The sequence below is a fragment of the Streptomyces sp. NBC_00273 genome, assembly GCF_036178145.1.
GTDB lineage: Bacteria > Actinomycetota > Actinomycetes > Streptomycetales > Streptomycetaceae > Streptomyces.
Window position 1 is genome coordinate 3,034,305 of record NZ_CP108067.1, and the last position, 20,926, is coordinate 3,055,230.

Genomic DNA, 20,926 nt, shown 5'->3' on the forward strand with positions numbered 1-20,926 from the left:
ACGGTACCGACGTTTCGATCTTGCTCGGGTGCGGTTCCGCTCAGCGGGCCGTCTTGGTGTGGACGTAGTCCACCAGGCGGGTCAGCGCGTCCGGGTCGGTCGTCGGGAGGACGCCGTGGCCCAGGTTGAAGACGTGGCCCTCCAGGCCGGCGGCGGCCGCGAGGACCTCGTCCGTCTTGGCCTCGACCGCCTCCGGGGTGGAGAAGAGCACGGCCGGGTCCAGGTTGCCCTGGAGCGCCTTGCCGGGGCCGACCCGGCGCACGGCCTCGTCCAGCGAGACCCGGTAGTCGACGCCCATGACGTCCGCACCGGCCTCGCCCATCAGGCCGAGGAGCTCGCCGGTGCCCACGCCGAAGTGGATCCGCGGGACTCCGTAGGAGGCGACGGACTCCAGGACCTTCGCGGACGCGGGCATCACCGAGCGGCGGTAGTCCGCCGGGGCGAGGGCGCCTACCCAGGAGTCGAAGAGCTGGACGGCGGAGGCACCGGCTTCGATCTGGACCTTCAGGAAGGCGGAGGTGATCTCCGCGAGGCGGTCCAGGAGGTCGGCCCACAGCTGCGGGTCCCCGTACATGAGGGCCTTGGTGTGCTCGTGGTTCTTCGAGGGACCGCCCTCGACCAGGTAGCTCGCGAGGGTGAAAGGCGCGCCCGCGAATCCGATCAACGGCGTGGAGCCCAGTTCACCCGTGAGCATGCCGATCGCCTCGGTGACGTACGAGACGTCCTCCGGGGTGAGGTCGCGCAGCTGTGCGAGGTCCTCGCGGCGGCGGATCGGCTGGGCGACGACCGGGCCGATGCCCGGCTTGATGTCCAGGTCGACGCCGATGGCCTTCAGCGGGACCACGATGTCGGAGAAGAAGATCGCCGCGTCCACGTTGTGGCGGCGCACCGGCTGCAGCGTGATCTCGGTGACCAGGTCGGGCCGCATGCAGGACTCCAGCATCTGCGTGCCCTCGCGCAGCTTGCGGTACTCCGGGAGCGAGCGCCCTGCCTGCCGCATGAACCACACCGGGGTGTGCGGCACCGGCTCCCGCCGGCACGCCTTCAGGAAGGCGGAATCGTACGTCTGACTCGGCTGGCCCGTGGGGCGGGTGTTGGCGCTCACGACCCAAATCTTCGCACGTACGAAGAAGTGTCCGACCCGGCGCGGGTGTCCCTGCGCCGCACGGGCGCTCGTTCCGCCTAGTCTTCCCCGCATGGCTGCGGCTCAGGGACGATTTTCAGATGGCGCCGAGGGTACGGACAGCGCGAAGGAGAGCTCCGTCCCGCTCCCGTTCCGGCGGGCGGTCGACGGTTTGAAGAAGGCCCGGCTGCGTCCGGGGATCGAGATCGACCCCACGAAACCACCCCAGAGACTGGCGCCGCACGCCTACGCACTGGAGGCCGCGGTGGTGGACGGCGAGGACGACCTGGCCGACGGCCGGCTCATCCTGCTCCACGATCCGGCCGGGCACGACGCCTGGCAGGGCACCTTCCGGCTGGTGACGCTGGTGCGCGCGGAGCTGGAGCCGGAGATGGCCGCGGACCCCCTGCTGCCCGAGGTGTGCTGGTCCTGGCTGACCGGGGCGCTGGAGGCGCGCGGGCTGGCGTACGGGGAGGCGAGCGGCACGGTGACCATGGCGGGCTCGCACTACTTCGGCGGGCTCGCGGAGCGGCGACCGGCCACGCAGATCGAGATCAGGGCCTCGTGGACGCCGCGCGAGGGCGTGGGCGGGGTGCCGGACACCTCGGCGCACCTGTCGGCGTGGTGCGAACTGCTGTGCCAGATCGCCGGGCTGCCGCCGGTGGGTCCGACGGACACGGCGACGGGCGTGGTCTCCCTGCCACAGCGTCGCGGTCCGCACCACCCGTAGCCGCAGGGCCGGACGGCCCCCGGAATCGGCGTGCGGCGCAGAACGACTGATCGAAGAACTGGGCGGACTGTCGAAAGACGGCGTCCCTTGCGGGCTTCTGATCAACCGATGATCGATCGTGCGTCCGAATTGCCCGAATTGTTACTCACCAAATCGTGATCATTCCCTAAAGCCGGGCGGGTGACGTGCCGAAGGAGTGGGTGACCATCCGCACGGTTCGCACCGGCTTCCTTCCCCGAGCCGGCCGTCCCGCCACTCCCCCAGGAGGCCTAGGTGTCCGTTCTTCTCGAGCAGCCCGCAAGCCTGGTCGCCTACCGCCCGAACAAGCCGACGGCCATGGTCGTCGTGGCCGACCCGCGCGTCCGTTCCACCGTGACCCGCCATCTGTGGGCCCTCGGAGTACGTGACGTGATCGAGGCGTCGTCCATCGCGGAGGCCCGCCCCCGCGTCGGCAGCCCGCGCGACATCTGCGTGGCCGACGTACACCTGCCCGACGGCTCCGGTCTCACCCTGCTCTCCGAGACCCGGGCCGCCGGCTGGCCCAACGGCCTGGCCCTGTCCGCCGCCGACGACATCGGCGCCGTGCGCAACGCCCTCGCGGGCGGCGTCAAGGGCTACGTCGTCACCGGTACGCGGACCAACATCGGGCTCCCCACCCGGCCCGGCGCCGCCCCCATCGGCGCTGCCGCCGCCCGTATGCACCGCCGCCCCCCGGGTGCCCCGAGCCACCCGGGCGGCTACCGAGAGCTCTCCGGCCGCGAGGTCGAGGTCCTGCGCCTCGTCGCGGAGGGCCAGTCCAACAAGGCCATCGGCGTCTCGATGGGCCTGTCCGCCCTGACCGTCAAGTCCCACCTCGCCCGGATCGCCCGCAAGCTGGGCACCGGTGACCGCGCCGGAATGGTCGCCGTGGCGCTGCGCACCGGGATCATCCACTGAGCGCCGGCCGGAACCCCCGGATATCCGCCTCGGGAGCCGCTGCCGGGGAACCTGCCGGGAGACCCCCGGAATACCCCGGGAAAACTCCCCGCATACCGCTCGCGCCCGTCGACGGAACGTTCCGGCGACGGGCGCGTCGTATACACGGATACCCTTGACCGGTGACCGACGCCCAAGATCCCGCAGCAGACCTGCGCACCACCACCGGGGGCGGCCCCTCGGACGACGTCGTTGTTCCGCCCGGTGGGCTGCCGACTCCCTTGTTGGAGCCCCGCGAGGGGATTCCTCCGGTGGTCGCCGACGCGGACGCCCTCGCCGAAGTGGTCGCGGCCTTCGCCGCGGGCACCGGGCCCGTCGCCGTCGACGCCGAACGGGCCTCCGGGTACCGCTACGGCCAGCGCGCCTACCTGGTGCAGCTGCGCCGTGAGGGTGCGGGGTCCGCGCTGATCGACCCGGTGGGCTGTCCCGACCTGTCCGCACTGGGCGAAGCCCTGTCCGAGACCGAATGGATCCTGCACGCCGCCACCCAGGACCTGCCGTGCCTGCGCGAAATAGGCATGGTGCCCACCTCCCTGTTCGACACCGAGCTGGCGGGCCGCCTCGCCGGCTTCCCGCGGGTCGGACTCGGCGCGATGGTCGAGAGCGTGCTCGGCTACGCGCTGGAGAAGGGCCACTCCGCCGTCGACTGGTCCACCCGCCCGCTCCCCGAGCCGTGGCTGCGCTACGCCGCCCTGGACGTGGAGCTGCTCGTGGACCTGCGGGACGCGCTGGAGAAGGAACTGGACCGGCAGGGCAAGCTCGAATGGGCCCACCAGGAATTCGACGCCATCGCCTCCGCCCCGCCCGCCCCGCCGCGCAAGGACCCGTGGCGCCGTACGTCCGGCATGCACAAGGTGCGCCGGCGCCGGCAGATGGCGGTCGTGCGGGAGCTGTGGGAGTCCCGGGACCGGATCGCGCAGCGACGTGACGTGTCGCCGGGCAAGGTGCTGGGCGACGCCGCGATCGTCGAGGCCGCGCTCGCCCTGCCGGCCAACGTGCACACCCTGTCCGCCCTGCCCGGCTACGGGCAGCGGATGGGCCGGCGCCAGCTGGACCAGTGGATGGCCGCCGTGGACCGGGCGAAGGCCCTGCCCGAGAACGAGCTGCCGCAGCCCGGGGCGACCCCGGCCGGTCCCCCGCCGCCGCGCTCCTGGGTGGACAAGGACCCGGCGGCCGCGGCCCGGCTCTCGGCGGCCCGTACCGCCGTCTCGGCGCTGGCGGAGGCGCTGAACCTGCCGCAGGAGAACCTGATCACCCCGGACACGGTCCGTCGGCTGTGCTGGGAGCCGCCGCAGCGGCTGCACGCGGACGCGGTGTCGGAGGCCCTGGCGGGCTACGGTGCCCGGCCCTGGCAGATCGAACTGGTGACCCCGGTGCTGGTCACGGCCCTGGCCGCGACCGCCTGAACCGGCGGACCGGGACCCGATCCCACCCGTAGGAGCCCCCGGCCCGGTGCCGGGGGCTCTCGCCGTTCGCCGACCGCCGCCCGGGTCAGGCCGGCGGGGCGATCATCCGCTCGGTGCCGAGGCTGTTCATGCGGGTGTCCTGGTACAGGGTGGTCTCGCCGTCGGACCAGCGGATGATCAGGTCGTTGGTGAGACCGTCGCTCGTGAACTGGCCGGTGGTCATGGCGACGCTGTGGGTCCAGGTCTTGTTGGGGCCGTGGACGGGCTGTTCGGCGCCGGGGCCGCCGGTGGTGGTGCCGACGTAGTTGTTGAGCGCGCCGCTGGACCAGCGGACCACGAGGTCCCACTTCTGGTTTCCGGAGAACTGCCCGGAGGTCAGCAGGGTGGCGTCCTTCCAGGTGCTGTTGGGGTCCTTGAGCTTGTACTCCTGGCCCAAGGTGCCGGCGCCGATGTTGCCGACGACCCGGCCGGTGCGCGCAGCCGCGTTGTATCCCTTGATCCACGGGCTGCCGGAGACGCCGCCGTAATAGCCGCCGCACTCCATCTTCAGCTGCCGGAACCCGGGGAGCCGGGTGGTGGGGACGTCGCACGTGATCGCCTGGTGCTTGCTGTTGACCGACGCGCTGGACGGGTAGCCGCCCACCGTCACGTTGTGCTCGTAGGCCGAGGTGGCGGTGAAGGTGAGGGCCCCTGTGATGTTCTCGGGCAGCCCCTTGCCGTTCGCGTGCACCTTGACGAAGGCGAAGTCCAGGTCGGACAGGGGCCCCTTGGCGGTTTCGTTCTTGGGGTACCGGGGTCCCGATAGATCGCCCCGATCGGGAAGACACCGGCCGGCTGCTCGGTCGCGGACTTTCCGTGGCGGTACTGCGGAACGAAGATGCTGTGCGTCGCCCGGACCAGACCGTTCGCGCAGTGGCCTGCGGTGAGCACCAAGTCCTTCCCCTTGCTTCGGACGGCACTTCCCGTGCAGGAGGTGTCGCCGCCGATGTCCTTGCTGTCACGGAAGAACGTTCCGACCATGGGAAGTCCGTCGAAGTAGACCCCCTTGGGTATGCCGCTCGGATGAAGCGGTGGGGCAGCGAGCAGGACCGCGCCGACACCGAGGGCGAGTGGGGTTAACCATCTGGTCAAGGGAGTGCTTCCTGAGCGAAATGATGACGCAGCCGATGGACCTTATGCCGCGTCAGTTCGATGAGGAGGCAGAGTATGTAGGGCTTTGAAGATCGCCAATAAGAAAGCAAAGGGTTTAGCTGCACACGAAAGCGCAACACATCGGCGCGGTCGGAGCGCTGACATTGCTGTTGGCGGGTGGAGCGGGAAACGCGTTAGCGGCGTCGGTCGAGGATCCGCCCCGGCCGGCGCCGAGCGGTGCGGAACTCTCGGCCAGGCCCGGGGACCGGATCGGCGTGACAACCGAGGCCCTGCGGTCCAGTGACGCCTTCAGCGGCGTCCGGGTGACCTCCCCGGCCTTCGCCGCCGATGGCACGTTCCGGATGGACGACAACCTCCTCAAGGCCGTGGCGACGATTTCGTGCACCGCCGAACCGGGCTCCTACGAAGTACGGTTCGGCTCGGCCGTGGACGTGCACATCGGCTCGGAGATCGACCGGCTGTGGGGCACCGTCCGGGTGGCACCGGCCGATGCGGCGGAGCGGGCGGAGTGCGCACGGAAGACGGCCGCCCGGCCGCCGGAGTCCATGGAGGAGAGGTACCCCGCGGGCACGCAGTGGCCGGCGTCGGCCTGGGACGTGCGCACCGTGCAGGCCGGCGGGGAGCTCCGGGCCAAGGACGGGCTGGAGATGGGCAACGACGGCGAGGTCGAGCTCACGTCCCCCGGGTTCACGCAGCCGGTCGTGATGCACGGCGACAAGATGGTGACCGCCACGGTCCGCATCCGGTGCGCCGCCGAGCCCGGCCTCTACGTCGTGCACTGGAACGAGAAGGGCAAGCCGGCCAGGGAATGGGCCCGCTACCGGGTGACCGCGGCCGCGGCGGACTGCCAGGACCGGCGGCCGCACCCCGGGCGAGCGGGGCCCGGCGGACGGCTCCCTGGCTGCTCGGCGGAGCCGCGGCCCTGGCCGCGGCGGGAGCCGTCGGCTACGCCCTCTTCCGCCGTCGGCGCGACGTCTGAATCCCTGGAACGGAGGGCGGGATTTCACTTATCGACTTTGACCGAAAAGGCCGGGGACATGTCTCGCAGAAGTCCTGCCCCCCATGCAGGTCGATTCACCCGGGCCGCCTCCATTTCTCGCACAGGATCATTGCTCCGGCGAAAGGGAACCATTCCCGGTCTGCAGCGGCCGGCGCCGAGGAATACCACGAAGAGTTCTTCGGCGCGCTCTCCGGTATCGACCGGAAGCCGTCCTGACGGCCGATTCCGCCGGTAGCGGACCGCTCCAGCGGCCGTCGGAAGGGCCCCGGCTCGCCGACCGCGAGCGGGGCCCTCGGGCGCGGGCCCGGGCGCGGGCCCCGGGCGGGCGCGCCTAGAGGGTGTCCGCGTAGGCGCCGTCCTCGTCCACGTAGAAGCTGCCCTTCTCCAGGTCGTCGACCTTCCCGTGCTTGAGCCACTGCTTGGACAGCCGGTGCAGGACCTTGGACTGGCGCTCCCAGACCATGGAGTGGCCGGCACAGGACACCCGGAACATCAGTTTGCGGACGCCGGGGATCGCGTCGTAGAAGGCGGGGACCGAGAAGGTGGGCGAGTTCGCCGTCGCGTCGTGCTCGCCGTAGACGATCATCACCGGCACCTCGTCGCCGAGCACACCGCCGATCGGGACGGTGTCCTGGTTCCAGCCCCACCAGTAGGAGTTGCGGAACCGCAGCACGCCCTCGGGCGCCCCGGCCGTCGGGCCGCCCCAGGCCTTGCCGACGGGGTCGACGGCCATGAGCTCCTTCCAGACCGCGTCGACCATGCCCGCCGCCCGCTGCTTGGGGGAGCGCACCTCCTTGTCCCAGGCGCTTTCCAAGCCCGTCCTGCTCGACAGGTTCATCGGGAAGCCGAACAGGGAGGCCGGGGTGGACACGGGGAAGGACGCGACCGGTGCGCCGAAGCTCTTCGGCGGCGCGCTGGCCCGGCCGGCGGGCGGGTAGATCGGCGCGAGGAGGAGCAGGCTCTCGACCTTCTCCGAGTACTGGATCGCGTACGGCCCGAACACGAAGGCGGCGGCGGACTGGCCGACCAGGGCCACCTTGGTGACGCCCTTCTTCGCCTTGATGTACTCGACCACCGCGTCGACCTCGCCCCACTCGCTCTCCGAGTTGCCGAGCTCGTGCGGATAGGGCGGGGTGCAGGTGTACGTCAGGGGGTTCGGGTCGAGGATCTCCTGGTGCTGCGGATTGGCGTTGCAGGGCTTGTCCATCTCTGGACGCGGCGACAGGCCGGAGCCCGTGAGCTCCATGAGGAACACGTCGAATCCGGCCTTGGCCAGGTGCTGTGCCCAGCTGTACTTGCCGCCGTCGTGCTGGAGGTCGAAGGCCACGGCGGACGGGACGCTGCGCCCGTGCAGCATCAGGACGACCTTGCGCTGCGCATTGGGGCCGGACGGGGTCCCGTCGTACTCCCGTACGTGCAGCTTGACGTTCTGTCCCGCGTTGGCGGGGACCGTCGAGATGTGCGGAACCTTGTGGTCCGTGGGCGTGGTGGTGGCCATTGCTCGCATCCTCCGTCGACCGGGCCGGAGGGGACGCTCCGGCCCGGACAGGATCGGGACTGTCCGGGGGCGGCGCCACGATCGCGGCCGGGGGCCGGGTGCACGTGACCTGAACGGGTTGGCCGGACGGGTCCGATCGGTGGGGCGCGGGGCCCCGGCGCCGCGGCCCGAGTGTGACCTTCGCCGCTCCTCCGGGAGGGGGTGTGCACATTGGTTACCCGCAAGTAGCATGGTCGGGTGAGCGGGCGCTCAGCGACCTACGCCGAACGCCCCCGCGCGCAGCAGTGCACACCCGCACCTGGAGGAGAGCCAACGTGCCTCGTACCGTCAGGGACGTCGTCTTCGTCGACGGCGTCCGCACCCCGTTCGGCAAGGCGGGCCCGAAGGGCATCTACCACGAGACCCGCGCCGACGACCTCGTCGTGAAGGCGATCCGGGAGCTGCTGCGCCGCAACCCGGACCTGGACCCCAAGAAGATCGACGAGGTCGCCATCGCCGCGACCACGCAGATCGGCGACCAGGGCCTCACGCTGGGCCGTACGGCCGGCATCCTCGCGGGCCTCCCGCAGTCCGTCCCGGGCTACTCGATCGACCGCATGTGCGCCGGCGCGCTGACCGCCGTGACCGCCGTCGCGGGCGGCGTGGCCTTCGGTGCGTACGACGTCGCCCTCGCCGGCGGTGTCGAGCACATGGGCCGTCACCCCATGGGCGAGGGCGTGGACCCGAACCCGCGCTTCGTCTCCGAGAAGCTGGTCGACGAGTCCGCCCTGTTCATGGGCATGACCGCCGAGAACCTGCACGACCGGTACCCGACGATCACCAAGCTCCGCGCCGACGAGTACGCCGTGCGCTCGCAGGAGAAGGCCGCCAAGGCGTACGCCGACGGCAAGATCCAGCAGGACCTGGTCCCGATCTCGGTGCGCAACACCAACGAGGCGGCCGGTGAGACGGGCTGGGGCCTGGTCACCACCGACGAGCCGATGCGCCCGGGCACCACGCTGGAGAACCTGGCCGGCCTGAAGACCCCGTTCCGTACGCACGGCCGGGTCACCGCGGGCAACGCCGCCGGTCTCAACGACGGTGCCACCGCCGCGATCATCGCGTCCGAGGACTTCGCCCGGGAGAACAACCTCCCGGTCAAGATGCGCCTGGTCTCGTACTCCTTCGCGGGTGTCGAGCCCGAGGTCATGGGCTACGGCCCGATCCCGGCCACCGAGAAGGCCCTGGCCCAGGCCGGCCTGACGATCGAGGACATCGGTCTCTTCGAGATCAACGAGGCCTTCGCGGTTCAGGTCCTCGCGTTCCTGGAGCACTACGGCATCGCCGACGACGACGCCCGGGTGAACCAGTACGGCGGCGCCATCGCCTTCGGTCACCCGCTCGCCTCCTCGGGCGTGCGCCTGATGACGCAGCTGGCCCGTCAGTTCGAGGAGCAGCCGCACGTCCGCTACGGCCTGACCACCATGTGCGTCGGCTTCGGCATGGGCGCCACGGTCATCTGGGAGAACCCGAACTTCAACGCCGAGGGAGACTCCAAGTGAGCACCACCGCTGAGCTCCTGAAGGGCGCGGCCGAGCTGTTCCCGGACGAGGTCGTCACGTCCGCGCACGTGCGCCACCTGGACCTGCCGTTCGGCGCCGGGCGCTTCGCGCTCATCACGCTGGACAACGGCTTCGACCACACCAAGCCGACCACCTTCGGTCCGCAGTCGCTCGCCAACCTGAACGCGGCGATCGACCAGGTCGAGCAGGAGGCCCTCGCGGGCTCCATCGTCGGCGCGGGCATCACCGGCAAGCCGTTCATCTTCGCGGTCGGCGCCGACCTCAAGGGCGTCGAGCTGCTGAAGAAGCACGACGAGGCGCTCGCCATCGGCAAGGGCGGCCACGACGTCTTCAAGCGCCTCTCGGCGCTGGCGGTCCCGACCTTCGCGTACTACAACGGCGCGGCCATGGGCGGCGGCGTCGAGGTCGGTCTGCACTGCTCCTACCGGACCGTCTCGAAGGCCATCCCGGCCTTCTCGCTGCCCGAGGTCTTCCTCGGCCTGGTTCCCGGCTGGGGCGGCTGCGCCATCCTGCCGAACCTGATCGGCGCCGAGCGCGCGGTCTCGGTGATCATCGAGAACTCGCTCAACCAGAACAAGCAGCTGCGCGGCAAGCAGGTCTTCGACCTTGGCATCGCCGACGCGCTGTTCGAGGGCGCGGACTTCCTGGAGCAGTCGCTCCTGTGGACCGCGAACGTCCTGAACGGCACCACCGAGGTCGTCCGCGCGGAGATCGACCGCGGCGAGGCCTGGGACGCGGCCGTCGCCAAGGGCCGCGCCATCGCGGACTCCAAGGTGCACGGCGCCGCTCCGGCCGCCTACCGCGCGCTGGAGATCATCGCCGCGGCCAAGTCCGGCGACCTCCAGGCCGGCTTCGACGCCGAGGACACGGCGCTGGCCGACCTCATCATGGGCGGCGAGCTGCGCTCGGGCATCTACGCCTTCAACCTGGTGCAGAAGCGCGCCAAGCGCCCGGCCGGTGCCCCGGACAAGTCCCTGGCCCGTCCGGTCACCAAGGTCGGCGTCGTTGGCGCGGGCCTGATGGCCTCGCAGCTGGCGCTGCTCTTCCTGCGCCGCCTGGAGGTGCCGGTGGTCCTCACCGACATCGACCAGGAGCGCGTGGACAAGGGCGTGGGCTACGTCCACGCCGAGATCCAGAAGCTGCTCGGCAAGGGCCGCATCAACCAGGACAAGGCCAACCGCCTGACCGCCCTGGTGAGCGGCGTCCTGGACAAGGCCGAGGGCTTCGCGGACGCGGACTTCATCATCGAGGCCGTGTTCGAGGAGATGTCCGTCAAGCAGAAGGTGTTCGCGGAGGTCGAGGCGGTCGCCCCGGCGCACGCGATCCTCGCCACCAACACCTCCTCGCTGTCGGTGTCGGAGATGGCCTCCAAGCTCCAGCACCCGGAGCGCGTGGTCGGCTTCCACTTCTTCAACCCGGTCGCGATCCTCCCGCTGCTGGAGATCGTCCGCGGTGAGCAGACCGACGAGGCCTCGCTGGCCACGGCCTTCGGCGTCGCCAAGAAGCTGAAGAAGACCGCGGTCCTCACCAAGGACGCCCCGGCGTTCGTCGTGAACCGCATCCTGACCCGCTTCATGGGCGAGATCCAGAACGTCATCGACGAGGGCACCCCGGTCGTCACGGCGGAGAAGGCCATCGAGCCGCTCGGCCTGCCGATGTCCCCGCTGGTGCTGCTGGAGCTCGTGGGTCCGGCGATCGGTCTGCACGTCTCCGAGACCCTGAACCGCGCCTTCCCGGAGCGCTTCACCGTCTCCCCGAACCTCAAGCGGGTCGTCGAGGCCGGCAAGCGCGGCTTCTACGTCTACAACGCGGAGAACGGCTTCAAGCCGGAGCTGGACCCCGAGGTCGCCGCGCTCCTGGTGCAGGGCGACGTCGTCCTGACGGAGGAGCAGGTCCGCGACCGCGTCCTGGACGCGGTGGCGCAGGAGATCGGCCTGATGCTGGAGGAGGGTGTCGTGGCCGAGGCCCAGGACATCGACCTCTGCCTGATCACGGGCGCCGGCTGGCCCTTCCACCTGGGCGGCGTGACGCCGTACCTGGACCGTGAAGGCGTCTCGGAGCGCGTGAACGGCAAGAAGTTCCTCGCCCCCGGCCTGGCGAGCATCCCGGCCTAGTCCGGGTCTCGCAGGCCGTTCGACGGCGCGGCCCGCCCCTTCCGGGGGGCGGGCCACCGCCGTTCGAATACCTGTCTAAGATTCACCCCCATGACGGAAAAGCACGCGCGGCCCAGACGCCGCCGCCGCATTCTGCGGATCACCCTGCTGCTGGTCGCCGTGCTGATCCTGGGCACGGCCGGGGCCGGCTGGTGGACGTACAGCCACCTCAACTCCAACATCGACAGCGTCGACCTGGACCGGGCGATCGGCGACAACCGGCCCGCGAAGGTCGTCGCGAACGCCCAGAACATCCTGGTGCTCGGCTCCGACTCGCGCGCCGGGGCCAATGGCGATCTCGACCACGGCGATGTCAGCGGTGCCCGCTCGGACACCGCGATGCTGGTGCACATACCCGAGGGCCGGGCCAAGGCCACCGCGGTGAGCATCCCCCGCGACACCCTGATCACCCGGCCCGAGTGCAAGGACAGGGACGGCAAGGCGCTGCCGTCCGCGAAGCGGGTCATGTTCAACTCCGTCTACTCGCTCGCCGGGCCGGCCTGTGTGGTCAACACGGTGGAGCAGCTGTCCGGCGTCCGCGTGGACCACTTCGTCGAGGTCGACTTCGCCGGTTTCAAGGGCTTGGTCGATGCGCTGGGCGGGGTCACCGTCACCCTGGACAAGCCGATGAGCGGCGCCAAGGGCGGTCTGAAGCTCGACGCGGGCACGCACCGGCTGGACGGCACCGACTCGCTGAAGTTCGTCCGTACCCGCTACGGCTACGGCGACGGCAGCGACCTCGGACGCATAGGCCTCCAGCAGCAGTTCATGCTGGCGATGCTCTCCGAGATCAAGAAGCAGGACGCCCTCGGCAACCCGGCGCGCCTCTACAAGCTCGCGGACGCCGGCACCAAGTCGCTGACCACCGACTCCGACCTCGGCTCGCTCACGGCGCTCGCCGACTTCGCGCAGAGCATGAAGGGCGTGAACCCGGAGACGATGGAGACGATCATGCTGCCGGTCGCCTACGACAAGGTGGACCCCAACCGCGTGATCGTGGCCGAGCCGCAGGCGACGCAGCTGTGGGACGCCATACGCAAGGACCAGCCGGTCCCGGCCTCGGCGAAGAACTCCCCCGCCAAGGGCTGAGCCGCTCAAGGCGCCCGGGCCGCGGCCCGTCCTCACCCGGCGCGCAGCCCCCGCACCGCCCAGGCCCGGGCGGTGAGCGCGACGGAGCCGTCCGGCCCATACGGGAGCGCCGCGCGGAGCGCGTCCCGCACCTTCTCCCGGTCGGCCGCGGACAGGGCGGCCAGGTATCCCGGGGCCGGACCCTGCCCCGTCAGGAACGGTTCCCACAGGTCCGCGAAGTCGGCGAACACCGTGGGGACCTCGATCGGGGCGACCGACACCTCGCCCAGTCCCGCCCGCCTCCACAGCGCGTCCAGTGCGTCCGGACGGCACAGGGGGAAGCGTCGGCGCTCGTCCAGCGCGGCCGCGGACGGGTCCGCGTCGACGGCCGCGCCCCAGAAGAGCCGCAGGAGGTCCATGCCTCCCGCGTAGTCCCACACGTACGCCGCGACCAGGCCACCCGCGCGGACGGTACGGACCATCTCGGCGACGGCCGCGGCGGGCGGCGCGAGGAAGTTCAGGGTCAGGCCGCTGACCACCGCGTCGCACGCCCCGTCGCGCACCGGCAGGGCCGCCGCGTCCGCCACGACGACGTGGGTCCCGGCCGTGGCCGCGGCCCGCGCCCAGCCGGCGTACCCCGGTGACCGGTCGATCGCCAGGACCTCACGGGGCCGGCACCGGGCGGCCACCGCAGCCGACAGCCCGCCGGTGCCGCATCCGACGTCGAGCCACCGCAGCCGCTCCGGGCGGCCGAGCCAGTACGCGAACCGCTCCGCGACGGGGCGGCTCCACCGGCCCATGTACCGCTCGTAGCCGGCACCGGCCGTCCACACGTCGAACCGGTGCTCCTCCCTGTGCGTCATGGGCGGTCCCCACACGGGTCCCGGGCCCGGCGCCGCGGGTACGGCCGCGAGGGCCGCACGGGTTGCCCGTACGGCCCTCGCCGGTCCGCCGCGGCGGACGGGTCGGCGGCTAGAACTCCGCTTCCTGGCCGACCTTGTGCAGGCGGCTGTTGCGGTAGCCGTAGGAGAAGTAGACGATGATGCCGATGGCCATCCAGATGCCGAAGCGCAGCCAGGTCTCCGCCGGCAGGTTGAGCATCAGCCAGAACGAGGCCGCGATCGACACGATCGGGACGAACGGCACCCACGGGGTCCGGAAGGACCGGTGCAGGTCGGGGCGGCTCTTGCGGAGGATGATCACTCCGAGAGCGACCACCACGAAGGCGAACAGGGTGCCGATGTTCACCAGTTCCGCGAGGGTCTCCAGGCTGGTGAAGCCTGCGACGATCGCGATGATCCCGCCGAGCAGCAGGGTCGCCCGGTAGGGGGTGCGGTACTTCGGGTGCGTCACGGAGAAGACCCGCGGCAGCAGTCCGTCACGGCTCATCGCGAAGAACACGCGGGTCTGGCCGAGCAACAGGATCATGCACACGGTGATCAGACCGACGGCCGCGCCGAGGCTGATGGCGCCCGAGAAGAACGGCTGGTTCACCGATTTGAAGGCTTCGGCGAGCGGCGCGGTCGGGGACATCTCCGAGTACTTCTGCATGCCGGTGACCACCAGGGTCACGGCGACGTAGAGCACCGTGCAGACCAGCAGCGAGCCGAGGATGCCGCGCGGCATGTCCCGCTGGGGGTTCTTGGTCTCCTCGGCCGCGGTCGCCACCACGTCGAAGCCGATGAAGGCGAAGAAGATGAGCGAGGCCGCCGTGAAGATGCCCATGACGCCGAAGTTCGTGGGCTCGTAGCCGAAGAGCAACTGGACCAGGGGCGAGTGCCAGCCGCTGACGCCCTCGGCCTGTGGCTGGGCCGGCGGGATGAACGGCGAGTAGTTGTCGGCCTTGATGAAGAACAGGCCCGCGACGATGACCAGCAGCACGACCGTGACCTTGATCGCGACGACGACCGCGGTGATGCGGGCCGAGAGCTTCGTCCCGACGACCAGGATCCACGTCAGCACCAGGACCAGCAGGAACGCCAGCAGGTCGAAGTGGCCGCCGGCATCGGGGCCGGACAGGGAGGTCGGCAGGGTCCAGCCGAGGTTGGTGTCCATGAGGTGGCGCACGTATCCGGACCAGCCGACCGCGACGACGGCCGTGCCGAGTGCGAACTCCAGCACCAGGTCCCAGCCGATGATCCAGGCGGGCAGCTCACCGATCGAGGCGTACGAGAACGTGTACGCCGATCCGGCCACCGGGACGGTGGACGCGAACTCGGCGTAGCAGAGCGCCGCGAGGGCGCAGACGATGCCCGCTGCCACGAAGGCGAGGGCGGTAGCGGGACCGGCATTGTTCCGGGCGGCGATGCCCGTGAGGACGAAGATGCCGGTGCCGATGATGACGCCCACACCGAAGACCGTGAGGTCCCAGGCGGAAAGCGACTTCCGGAGCGCGTGTTCCGGCTCCTCCGTGTCGCGGATGGACTGCTCCACCGTCTTGGTACGGAATGGGCTGTTCAGATCCTTGCTCACCGACGCCTCCGAGAGGTGACGACGCACGAACGGGCCGGGAGGCCCACTCTTCAAGAGTGATCTCCCGGCCCGTGACGTGCAACCGCGCATCGATCTACGAACGGTGCGCGCGGCGAGGGACGGACTAGTCGACGGCGGCGGCCGGCTCGCTCTCGTAGCGGCCGTCCAGCTTGGCGACCAGGCCGGTGACCTGCCGGGCGATGTCCGGCGCGGTCAGGCCGATCTCGGCCATGATCTCCTTGCGGAGGGCGTGGTCGAGGAAGCGCTGCGGAATCCCGAAGTCGCGCAGCGGTACGTCGACGCCCGCGTCCCGCAGGGCCTGCGAGACGGCGGCGCCCACACCGCCGGTACGGCCGTTGTCCTCGACGGTGACGACCACGCGGTGGCGGTCCGCGAGCGGGGCCAGGGCCTCGTCCACGGGCTTGACCCAGCGGGGGTCGACCACGGTCGTCGAGATGCCCTGCTTGTCCAGCAGGTCGGCGATCTCCAGGCACATCGGGGCGAGCGCACCGACCGAGACGAGCAGTACGTCCGGACGGGTGACTTCGGCGCCCGGGGCGCGCAGCACGTCCATGCCGCCGATCTTGCCGACGGCCGGGACGGCCGGGCCGACGACGCCCTTGGAGAAGCGGACCACGGTCGGCGCGTCCTTGACCTCGACGGCCTCGCGCAGCTGGGCGCGCAGCTGCTCGGCGTCGCGCGGAGCGGCCAGCCGCAGGCCCGGGACGACCTGGAGGATGGACATGTCCCACATGCCGTTGTGGGAGGCGCCGTCGGTGCCGGTGATGCCGGCGCGGTCCAGGACGAAGGTGACCCCGCACTTGTGGAGGGCCACGTCCATCAGGACCTGGTCGAAGGCGCGGTTGAGGAAGGTGGCGTACACCGCGAAGACCGGGTGGGCGCCGCCGGTGGCGAGGCCCGCCGCCGAGGTGGCGCCGTGCTGCTCGGCGATGCCGACGTCGTAGATCCGGTCCGGGAAGGCGTCCGCGAACTTCTTCAGGCCGACCGGCTGGAGCATGGCCGCGGTGATGCCGACGATGTCCTTGCGCTCCTTGCCGAGCTTGACCATCTCGTCGGCGAAGACGGAGGTCCAGCTGGCGGCGTCGGTGCTGACGGGCAGGCCGGTGTCCGGGTGGATCACGCCGACCGCGTGGAAGCGGTCCGCCTCGTGCTCCAGGGCCGGGGTGTAGCCGCGGCCCTTCTGGGTGAGGCAGTGCACGATGACCGGTCCGCTGAAGCGCTTGGCGCGCTGCAGGGCGGACTCCAGGGCCTCGATGTCGTGGCCGTCGATGGGCCCGATGTACTTGAGCCCGAGGTCCTCGAACATGCCCTGCGGGGCGATGAAGTCCTTGAGGCCCTTCTTGGCGCCGTGCAGGGTCTCGAAGAGCGGCTTCCCGACGACCGGGGTGCGCTCCAGGATCTCCTTGCCGCGGGCCAGGAAGCGCTCGTAGCCGTCCGTGGTGCGCAGGGTCGCCAGGTGGTTCGCGAGGCCGCCGATGGTGGGGCCGTACGAACGCTCGTTGTCGTTGACGACGATGACCAGCGGGCGGTCCTTGGCGGCGGCGATGTTGTTCAGCGCCTCCCAGGCCATGCCACCGGTCAGCGCGCCGTCGCCGATGACGGCGGCGACGTGGTGGTCCTCGCGGCCCATCACCTCGTTGGCCTTGGCGAGGCCGTCGGCCCAGCCGAGCACGGTGGAGGCGTGCGAGTTCTCGATCACGTCGTGGTCGGACTCGGCGCGCGAGGGGTAGCCGGACAGGCCTCCCTTGAAGCGCAGGTTGCCGAAGTCCTGGCGGCCCGTGAGCAGCTTGTGGACGTAGGCCTGGTGGCCGGTGTCGAAGAGGATCTTGTCCTTGGGCGATTCGAAGACCCGGTGCAGGGCGATCGTCAGTTCGACCACGCCGAGGTTGGGGCCGAGGTGCCCGCCGGTCTTGGAGACGGCGTCGACGAGGAAGGACCTGATCTCTGCCGCGAGCTGGTCGAGCTCCTCCTGGCTGAGCCGGTCCAGATCGCGCGGTCCCTTGATGCGGGTCAGCAGCACCCGTGCCTCCTTGCAGTTGCTTGCTGGTCTGTCGAGTCTAATGTTCCGTCCCCGGCCGCGGTCATCGGGCCGTCCCGGGGGAGTCACACCTTTGTCATACATGTACGCACGGCCTGACGGCCACACATCACATACGGGCGTATACCCGTACATGAGTACCCCGTACATGCACGCACGGATGCCCGGCGCCACGAGAAGTGGCGCCGGGCACTGTGACCGGTCTTACCGCCGGACGTCACTCCGGCGCGGGGTCGGGCGCGCGATCAGGCGCGTCCGGCCGTCTTCTGGGTCTTGCGCGTCACCGAGTCGATCACCACGGTCGCCAGCAGCACCGCACCGGTGATCATGTACTGGATCGGCGTCGCAATGCCTTCCAAGGCCAGACCGTACTGGATCGAGACGATGACCATGACGCCGAGGAGGGCGTTCCAGGTGCGGCCCCGGCCACCGAAGAGGCTGGTGCCGCCGATGACGGCAGCGGCGATCACGTTCATCAGCAGGTCGCCGGCGCCGGCGCTCTGGTTGGCCGCCGCGATCTTGGAGGCCCAGAACAGGCCGCCGATCGCCGCGAAGGTGCTGGAGATCGCGAAGACCGTGATCCGGATCCGGGTGACGTTGATGCCCGCACGGCGGGAGGCCTCGACGCTGCCGCCCAGTGCGAAAACGTTTCGCCCGAAGGTCGTGCGGCGCAGCAGGAAGTCCGTGACGACCAGGGCCAGCAGGAAGAGCACCACCGCGAGCGGCAGGCCCTTGTACTGGTTGAACAGCACGGCGGGGCCGAAGGTGCACAGCGCGAGCAGGCCGGTGCGCAGCAGGATCTCGGCGAGCGGCCGGGAGGGCATCCCGGCGGCCTCGCGGCGCCTCGCGTCGAGGAAGGCCGCGAGGAAGTAGCCGGCCACCGCGAGTGCGGCCAGCCCGTAGGCGACGGCCACCTCCGAGAAGAAGTACGTGGTCAGCTGGCCGACCACGCCGTCGGAGTCGATGTTGATCGTGCCGTTGCTGCCGAGGATCTGCAGCATCGCGCCGAGCCAGAAGAGCAGGCCCGACAGGGTGACGGCGAAGGCCGGGGCGCCGACCTTGGCGAAGAAGAAGCCGTGGATGGAGCCGATCAGGGCGCCTCCGACGATGGCCGCCAGGATGGCCAGCCATTCGTTCACGCCGTGGGTGACGGCGAGGACGGCGACGATCGCACCCGAGACACCGCTGACCGAGCCGACCGAGAGGTCGATCTCGCCGAGCAGCAGCACGAAGATGATGCCGATGGCGATCATGCCCGTGCCGGTCATCGTGATCGCGATGTTGGTGAGGTTCTCCGGGGAGAGGAAGTTCGAGTTCAACCCCTGGAAGATGGACCAGATCACGATGAGACCGATGACGACCGGGAGGGAGCCCAGGTCGCCGGCCTTCATCTTGCGCTTGAACTCGCCCCAGTAGCCGGCGAGGCCCTCTTCCCTGACGAGCAGGCGGGGGTCCACGGCCGGGATCGCGTCGTGCGCGGCCGCCGGGTTGACCGGGTCGATGTGCTCCTGCTGGTCGACGGAGCCCTTGTCCAGTGGACCGGTGGCAGGGTTCTGGGTGCTCACTTGCCGGCCTCCGAGGTGCGGGCCGCCCGGCGGGTCACGGCGTTGTCCGTGGCACCGGTGATGGCGGAGATGATCTCTTCCTGCGAGGTGTCGGCGACGTTGAAGACACCGTTGTTGCGGCCCAGCCGCAGGACCGCCACCTTGTCGGCGACGGCCTTCACATCGGCCATGTTGTGGCTGATGAGGATGACGGCGTGGCCGCGCTCGCGCAGCCGCTCCACCAGGTCGAGGACCTGTGCGGTCTGCTCGACGCCGAGGGCGGCGGTGGGCTCGTCGAGGATGACGAGCTGGGGCTCGCCCAGCATGGAACGGGCGATCGCCACGGTCTGGCGCTGACCGCCGGAGAGTGACGCGATGGGGATCCGGACACTAGGGATCCGGATGGACAGGGTGGTCAGGAGCTCGCGGGCGCGCCGCTCCATCTCCACCTCGTCGAGGATGCCGTAGCTCTTGAGCTCTCGGCCGAGGAAGAGGTTGCCGACGACGTCGATGTTGTCGCACAGCGCCAGGTCCTGGTAGACCGTCGCGATGCCCAGGTTCTGGGCGTCGTGGGGCTTGCCGATGGAGACCGGGCGCCCCTCCCACTCGATGACACCTTCATCGATGGGGTGCACGCCGGCGATCGTCTTGACCAGCGTGGACTTTCCGGCACCGTTGTCGCCGACGAGGGCGACCACTTCACCGGAGTGGATCTCGAGTTCTACGTCGGTGAGGGCCTGAACGGCGCCGAACCGCTTCGAGACCCCTCGCAACGCCAGCACGGGCGCAGCGGACACATGAACCATCTCCTTCGCCGCCTGACCGGCGGGGATGTCGTGCAAAAAGAGCAGGAGCGGGACGAATGGGGGAGGAACGTTTCTGCCCGGCGCCCCGCCCGGTGGCGGGGATTGAGTGGGAGGGGCGCCGGTCAGGCACGTGGGGCCGCCTCACGGGGAGGCGACGGGGGCCGCTACTTCAGGCCGGCGGCGGCGCAAGCGGCCGCGTACTTGTCGGTGCAGATCTCGTCGACCGTGTAGACGCCGTCCTTGACGACGCTGTCCTTGATGTTGGCCTTGGTCAGCGAGATGACCGGGATCAGCACGGAGGGGACGCCCTTGGTGGTGGGGCTGTCGACCGTGGAGGTGGTGCCTTCGGGCTTCCCGCCCTTGGCGAGGGCGACCGCCATCTTCGCGGCGGCCTCGGCCTCGGGGGCGTACGGCTTGTAGACGCTCATGAACTGCTCGCCCGCGACGATGCGCTGCACACCGGCGAGTTCGGCGTCCTGGCCGGTGACCGGCGGCAGGGGGGAGACGCCGGCGGCCTTGAGGGCGGTGATGATGCCGCCGGCCATGCCGTCGTTGGCGGAGTAGACGCCGATGACCTTGTCCTTGCCGAGCGCGGAGAGCGCGGCCGCCATGTTGGTGTTGGCGTTCTCCGGCTTCCACTCGACGGTGTCGTACTCCTTGCCGACGTTCACCTTGCCGTCGAGCTCGGAGTGGGCACCGGACTTGAAGAGCTTGGCGTTCGGGTCGGTGACCGAACCGTTCATCATGACGATCTGGCCGTCCTTGGCCTTGTCGCCCAGCGCCTCGAGCAGGGCCTTGCCCTGGACCTTGCCGACCTCTTCGTTGTCGAAGGAGGTGTACGCGTCGATCGGGCCCTCGGCCAGGCGGTCGTAGGAGACGACCGGGATGCCGGCGTCCTTGGCCTTCTTGACCGAGCCGGCGATGGCCTTGGAGTCCACCGCGTCGATGATCAGGACGTCCACCTTGTTGGTGATCATCGTGTCGACCTGGGAGTTCTGCGTGGTCGCGTCCTGCTTGGCGTTGGCGTAGACGACCTCGCCCTTGCCACCGGTGAGCTCGGCGACCTTCTTCTCGATCAGCGGCTTGTCGAACTTCTCGTAACGCGCGGTCTGGTTCTCCGGCAGGAGCAGACCGACCTTGATCGCATCGCCCTTGGCGGCGCCGGAGGACGCCTTCGTCGTGTCGCCGGCCTCCTTCGCACTGCCACAAGCGGCGAGCGAAACGGCCATGGCACCAGCGGCGACAGCTACGGCGGCTCTGCGCATACGCGTGTTCATTACTTGAACCTCCCTGACGAGGCCGCAGCGGCGCGGCCGAGGTGGATGTGAGTCAACCCCGGCCGCGTTTTGCCGTCAAGGAGTGAATTCTTAACGAGATG

General features: G+C 70.2%; 16 protein-coding genes. 7 read left to right on the forward strand and 9 right to left on the reverse strand.

The features are described from left to right. Positions 1–40: 40 nt before the first annotated feature. Positions 41–1,105 carry a uroporphyrinogen decarboxylase gene (hemE, locus tag OG386_RS12725; protein ID WP_328788262.1) on the reverse strand — a complete coding sequence of 355 codons (1,065 nt, stop codon included), beginning with the start codon at positions 1,103–1,105 and terminating at the stop codon, positions 41–43. A 91-nt stretch (positions 1,106–1,196) separates the two neighbouring features. Here hemE and OG386_RS12730 point away from each other — a divergent pair, with 91 nt between their 5' ends. The 3 genes from OG386_RS12730 (at position 1,197) to OG386_RS12740 (ending at position 4,234) form a co-directional block, all read left to right on the forward strand. Next, positions 1,197–1,853 (forward strand): DUF3000 domain-containing protein, encoded by a 657-nt coding sequence (locus OG386_RS12730; RefSeq protein ID WP_266606063.1) that lies wholly within the window; start codon positions 1,197–1,199, stop codon positions 1,851–1,853. 273 nt (positions 1,854–2,126) lie between these two features. Further along, positions 2,127–2,789 carry a helix-turn-helix transcriptional regulator gene (locus OG386_RS12735; protein ID WP_007267191.1) on the forward strand — a complete coding sequence of 221 codons (663 nt, stop codon included), beginning with the start codon at positions 2,127–2,129 and terminating at the stop codon, positions 2,787–2,789. Positions 2,790–2,950: 161 nt separating this feature from the next. Continuing rightward, positions 2,951–4,234 carry a ribonuclease D gene (locus OG386_RS12740; RefSeq protein ID WP_328788263.1) on the forward strand — a complete coding sequence of 428 codons (1,284 nt, stop codon included), beginning with the start codon at positions 2,951–2,953 and terminating at the stop codon, positions 4,232–4,234. 85 nt (positions 4,235–4,319) lie between these two features. Here the strand turns inward: OG386_RS12740 and OG386_RS12745 are convergent, their stop codons facing one another. Then, complete coding sequence (locus OG386_RS12745) at positions 4,320–4,964, reverse strand: hypothetical protein (protein WP_328788265.1); 645 nt, start codon at positions 4,962–4,964, stop codon at positions 4,320–4,322. Positions 4,965–5,640: 676 nt separating this feature from the next. Between OG386_RS12745 and OG386_RS12750 the strand changes: the two genes are divergently transcribed. After that, on the forward strand, positions 5,641–6,621 hold the full coding sequence (locus OG386_RS12750) for a hypothetical protein (RefSeq protein WP_328788266.1): 981 nt from the start codon (positions 5,641–5,643) through the stop codon (positions 6,619–6,621). Between the two features lie 96 nt (positions 6,622–6,717). Here OG386_RS12750 and OG386_RS12755 read toward each other — a convergent pair whose 3' ends face one another. Beyond that, a complete protein-coding gene (locus tag OG386_RS12755; RefSeq protein ID WP_328788267.1) occupies positions 6,718–7,884 on the reverse strand; it encodes an alpha/beta fold hydrolase in 1,167 nt (388 codons plus the stop codon). Between the two features lie 314 nt (positions 7,885–8,198). Between OG386_RS12755 and OG386_RS12760 the strand changes: the two genes are divergently transcribed. The 3 genes from OG386_RS12760 (at position 8,199) to OG386_RS12770 (ending at position 12,688) form a co-directional block, all read left to right on the forward strand. Next, positions 8,199–9,425: a thiolase family protein gene (locus OG386_RS12760; RefSeq protein ID WP_189739315.1), complete on the forward strand. Its 1,227-nt coding sequence runs from the start codon at positions 8,199–8,201 to the stop codon at positions 9,423–9,425. Beyond that, on the forward strand, positions 9,422–11,560 hold the full coding sequence (locus tag OG386_RS12765; RefSeq protein ID WP_328788268.1) for a 3-hydroxyacyl-CoA dehydrogenase NAD-binding domain-containing protein: 2,139 nt from the start codon (positions 9,422–9,424) through the stop codon (positions 11,558–11,560). The genes OG386_RS12760 and OG386_RS12765 overlap by 4 nt, the downstream gene beginning before the upstream one ends. Positions 11,561–11,650: 90 nt before the next feature. Then, positions 11,651–12,688, forward strand: coding sequence for an LCP family protein (locus tag OG386_RS12770; protein WP_327382705.1), 1,038 nt, complete (start codon positions 11,651–11,653; stop codon positions 12,686–12,688). 32 nt (positions 12,689–12,720) lie between these two features. Here the strand turns inward: OG386_RS12770 and OG386_RS12775 are convergent, their stop codons facing one another. From OG386_RS12775 to OG386_RS12800, 6 genes are all read right to left on the reverse strand, one after another. Further along, complete coding sequence (locus tag OG386_RS12775) at positions 12,721–13,530, reverse strand: class I SAM-dependent methyltransferase (RefSeq protein WP_328788269.1); 810 nt, start codon at positions 13,528–13,530, stop codon at positions 12,721–12,723. A gap of 109 nt (positions 13,531–13,639) precedes the next feature. Next, a complete protein-coding gene (locus OG386_RS12780; protein ID WP_328788270.1) occupies positions 13,640–15,139 on the reverse strand; it encodes an amino acid permease in 1,500 nt (499 codons plus the stop codon). A gap of 124 nt (positions 15,140–15,263) precedes the next feature. After that, a complete protein-coding gene (gene dxs, locus OG386_RS12785) occupies positions 15,264–17,180 on the reverse strand; it encodes a 1-deoxy-D-xylulose-5-phosphate synthase (protein WP_328788271.1) in 1,917 nt (638 codons plus the stop codon). A gap of 263 nt (positions 17,181–17,443) precedes the next feature. Further along, positions 17,444–18,733 (reverse strand): sugar ABC transporter permease, encoded by a 1,290-nt coding sequence (locus OG386_RS12790; RefSeq protein WP_405790833.1) that lies wholly within the window; start codon positions 18,731–18,733, stop codon positions 17,444–17,446. 26 nt (positions 18,734–18,759) lie between these two features. Further along, on the reverse strand, positions 18,760–19,548 hold the full coding sequence (locus OG386_RS12795; protein ID WP_301365550.1) for an ATP-binding cassette domain-containing protein: 789 nt from the start codon (positions 19,546–19,548) through the stop codon (positions 18,760–18,762). Between the two features lie 164 nt (positions 19,549–19,712). Beyond that, positions 19,713–20,825: a sugar ABC transporter substrate-binding protein gene (locus OG386_RS12800; RefSeq protein ID WP_328788272.1), complete on the reverse strand. Its 1,113-nt coding sequence runs from the start codon at positions 20,823–20,825 to the stop codon at positions 19,713–19,715. Positions 20,826–20,926: the final 101 nt, after the last annotated feature.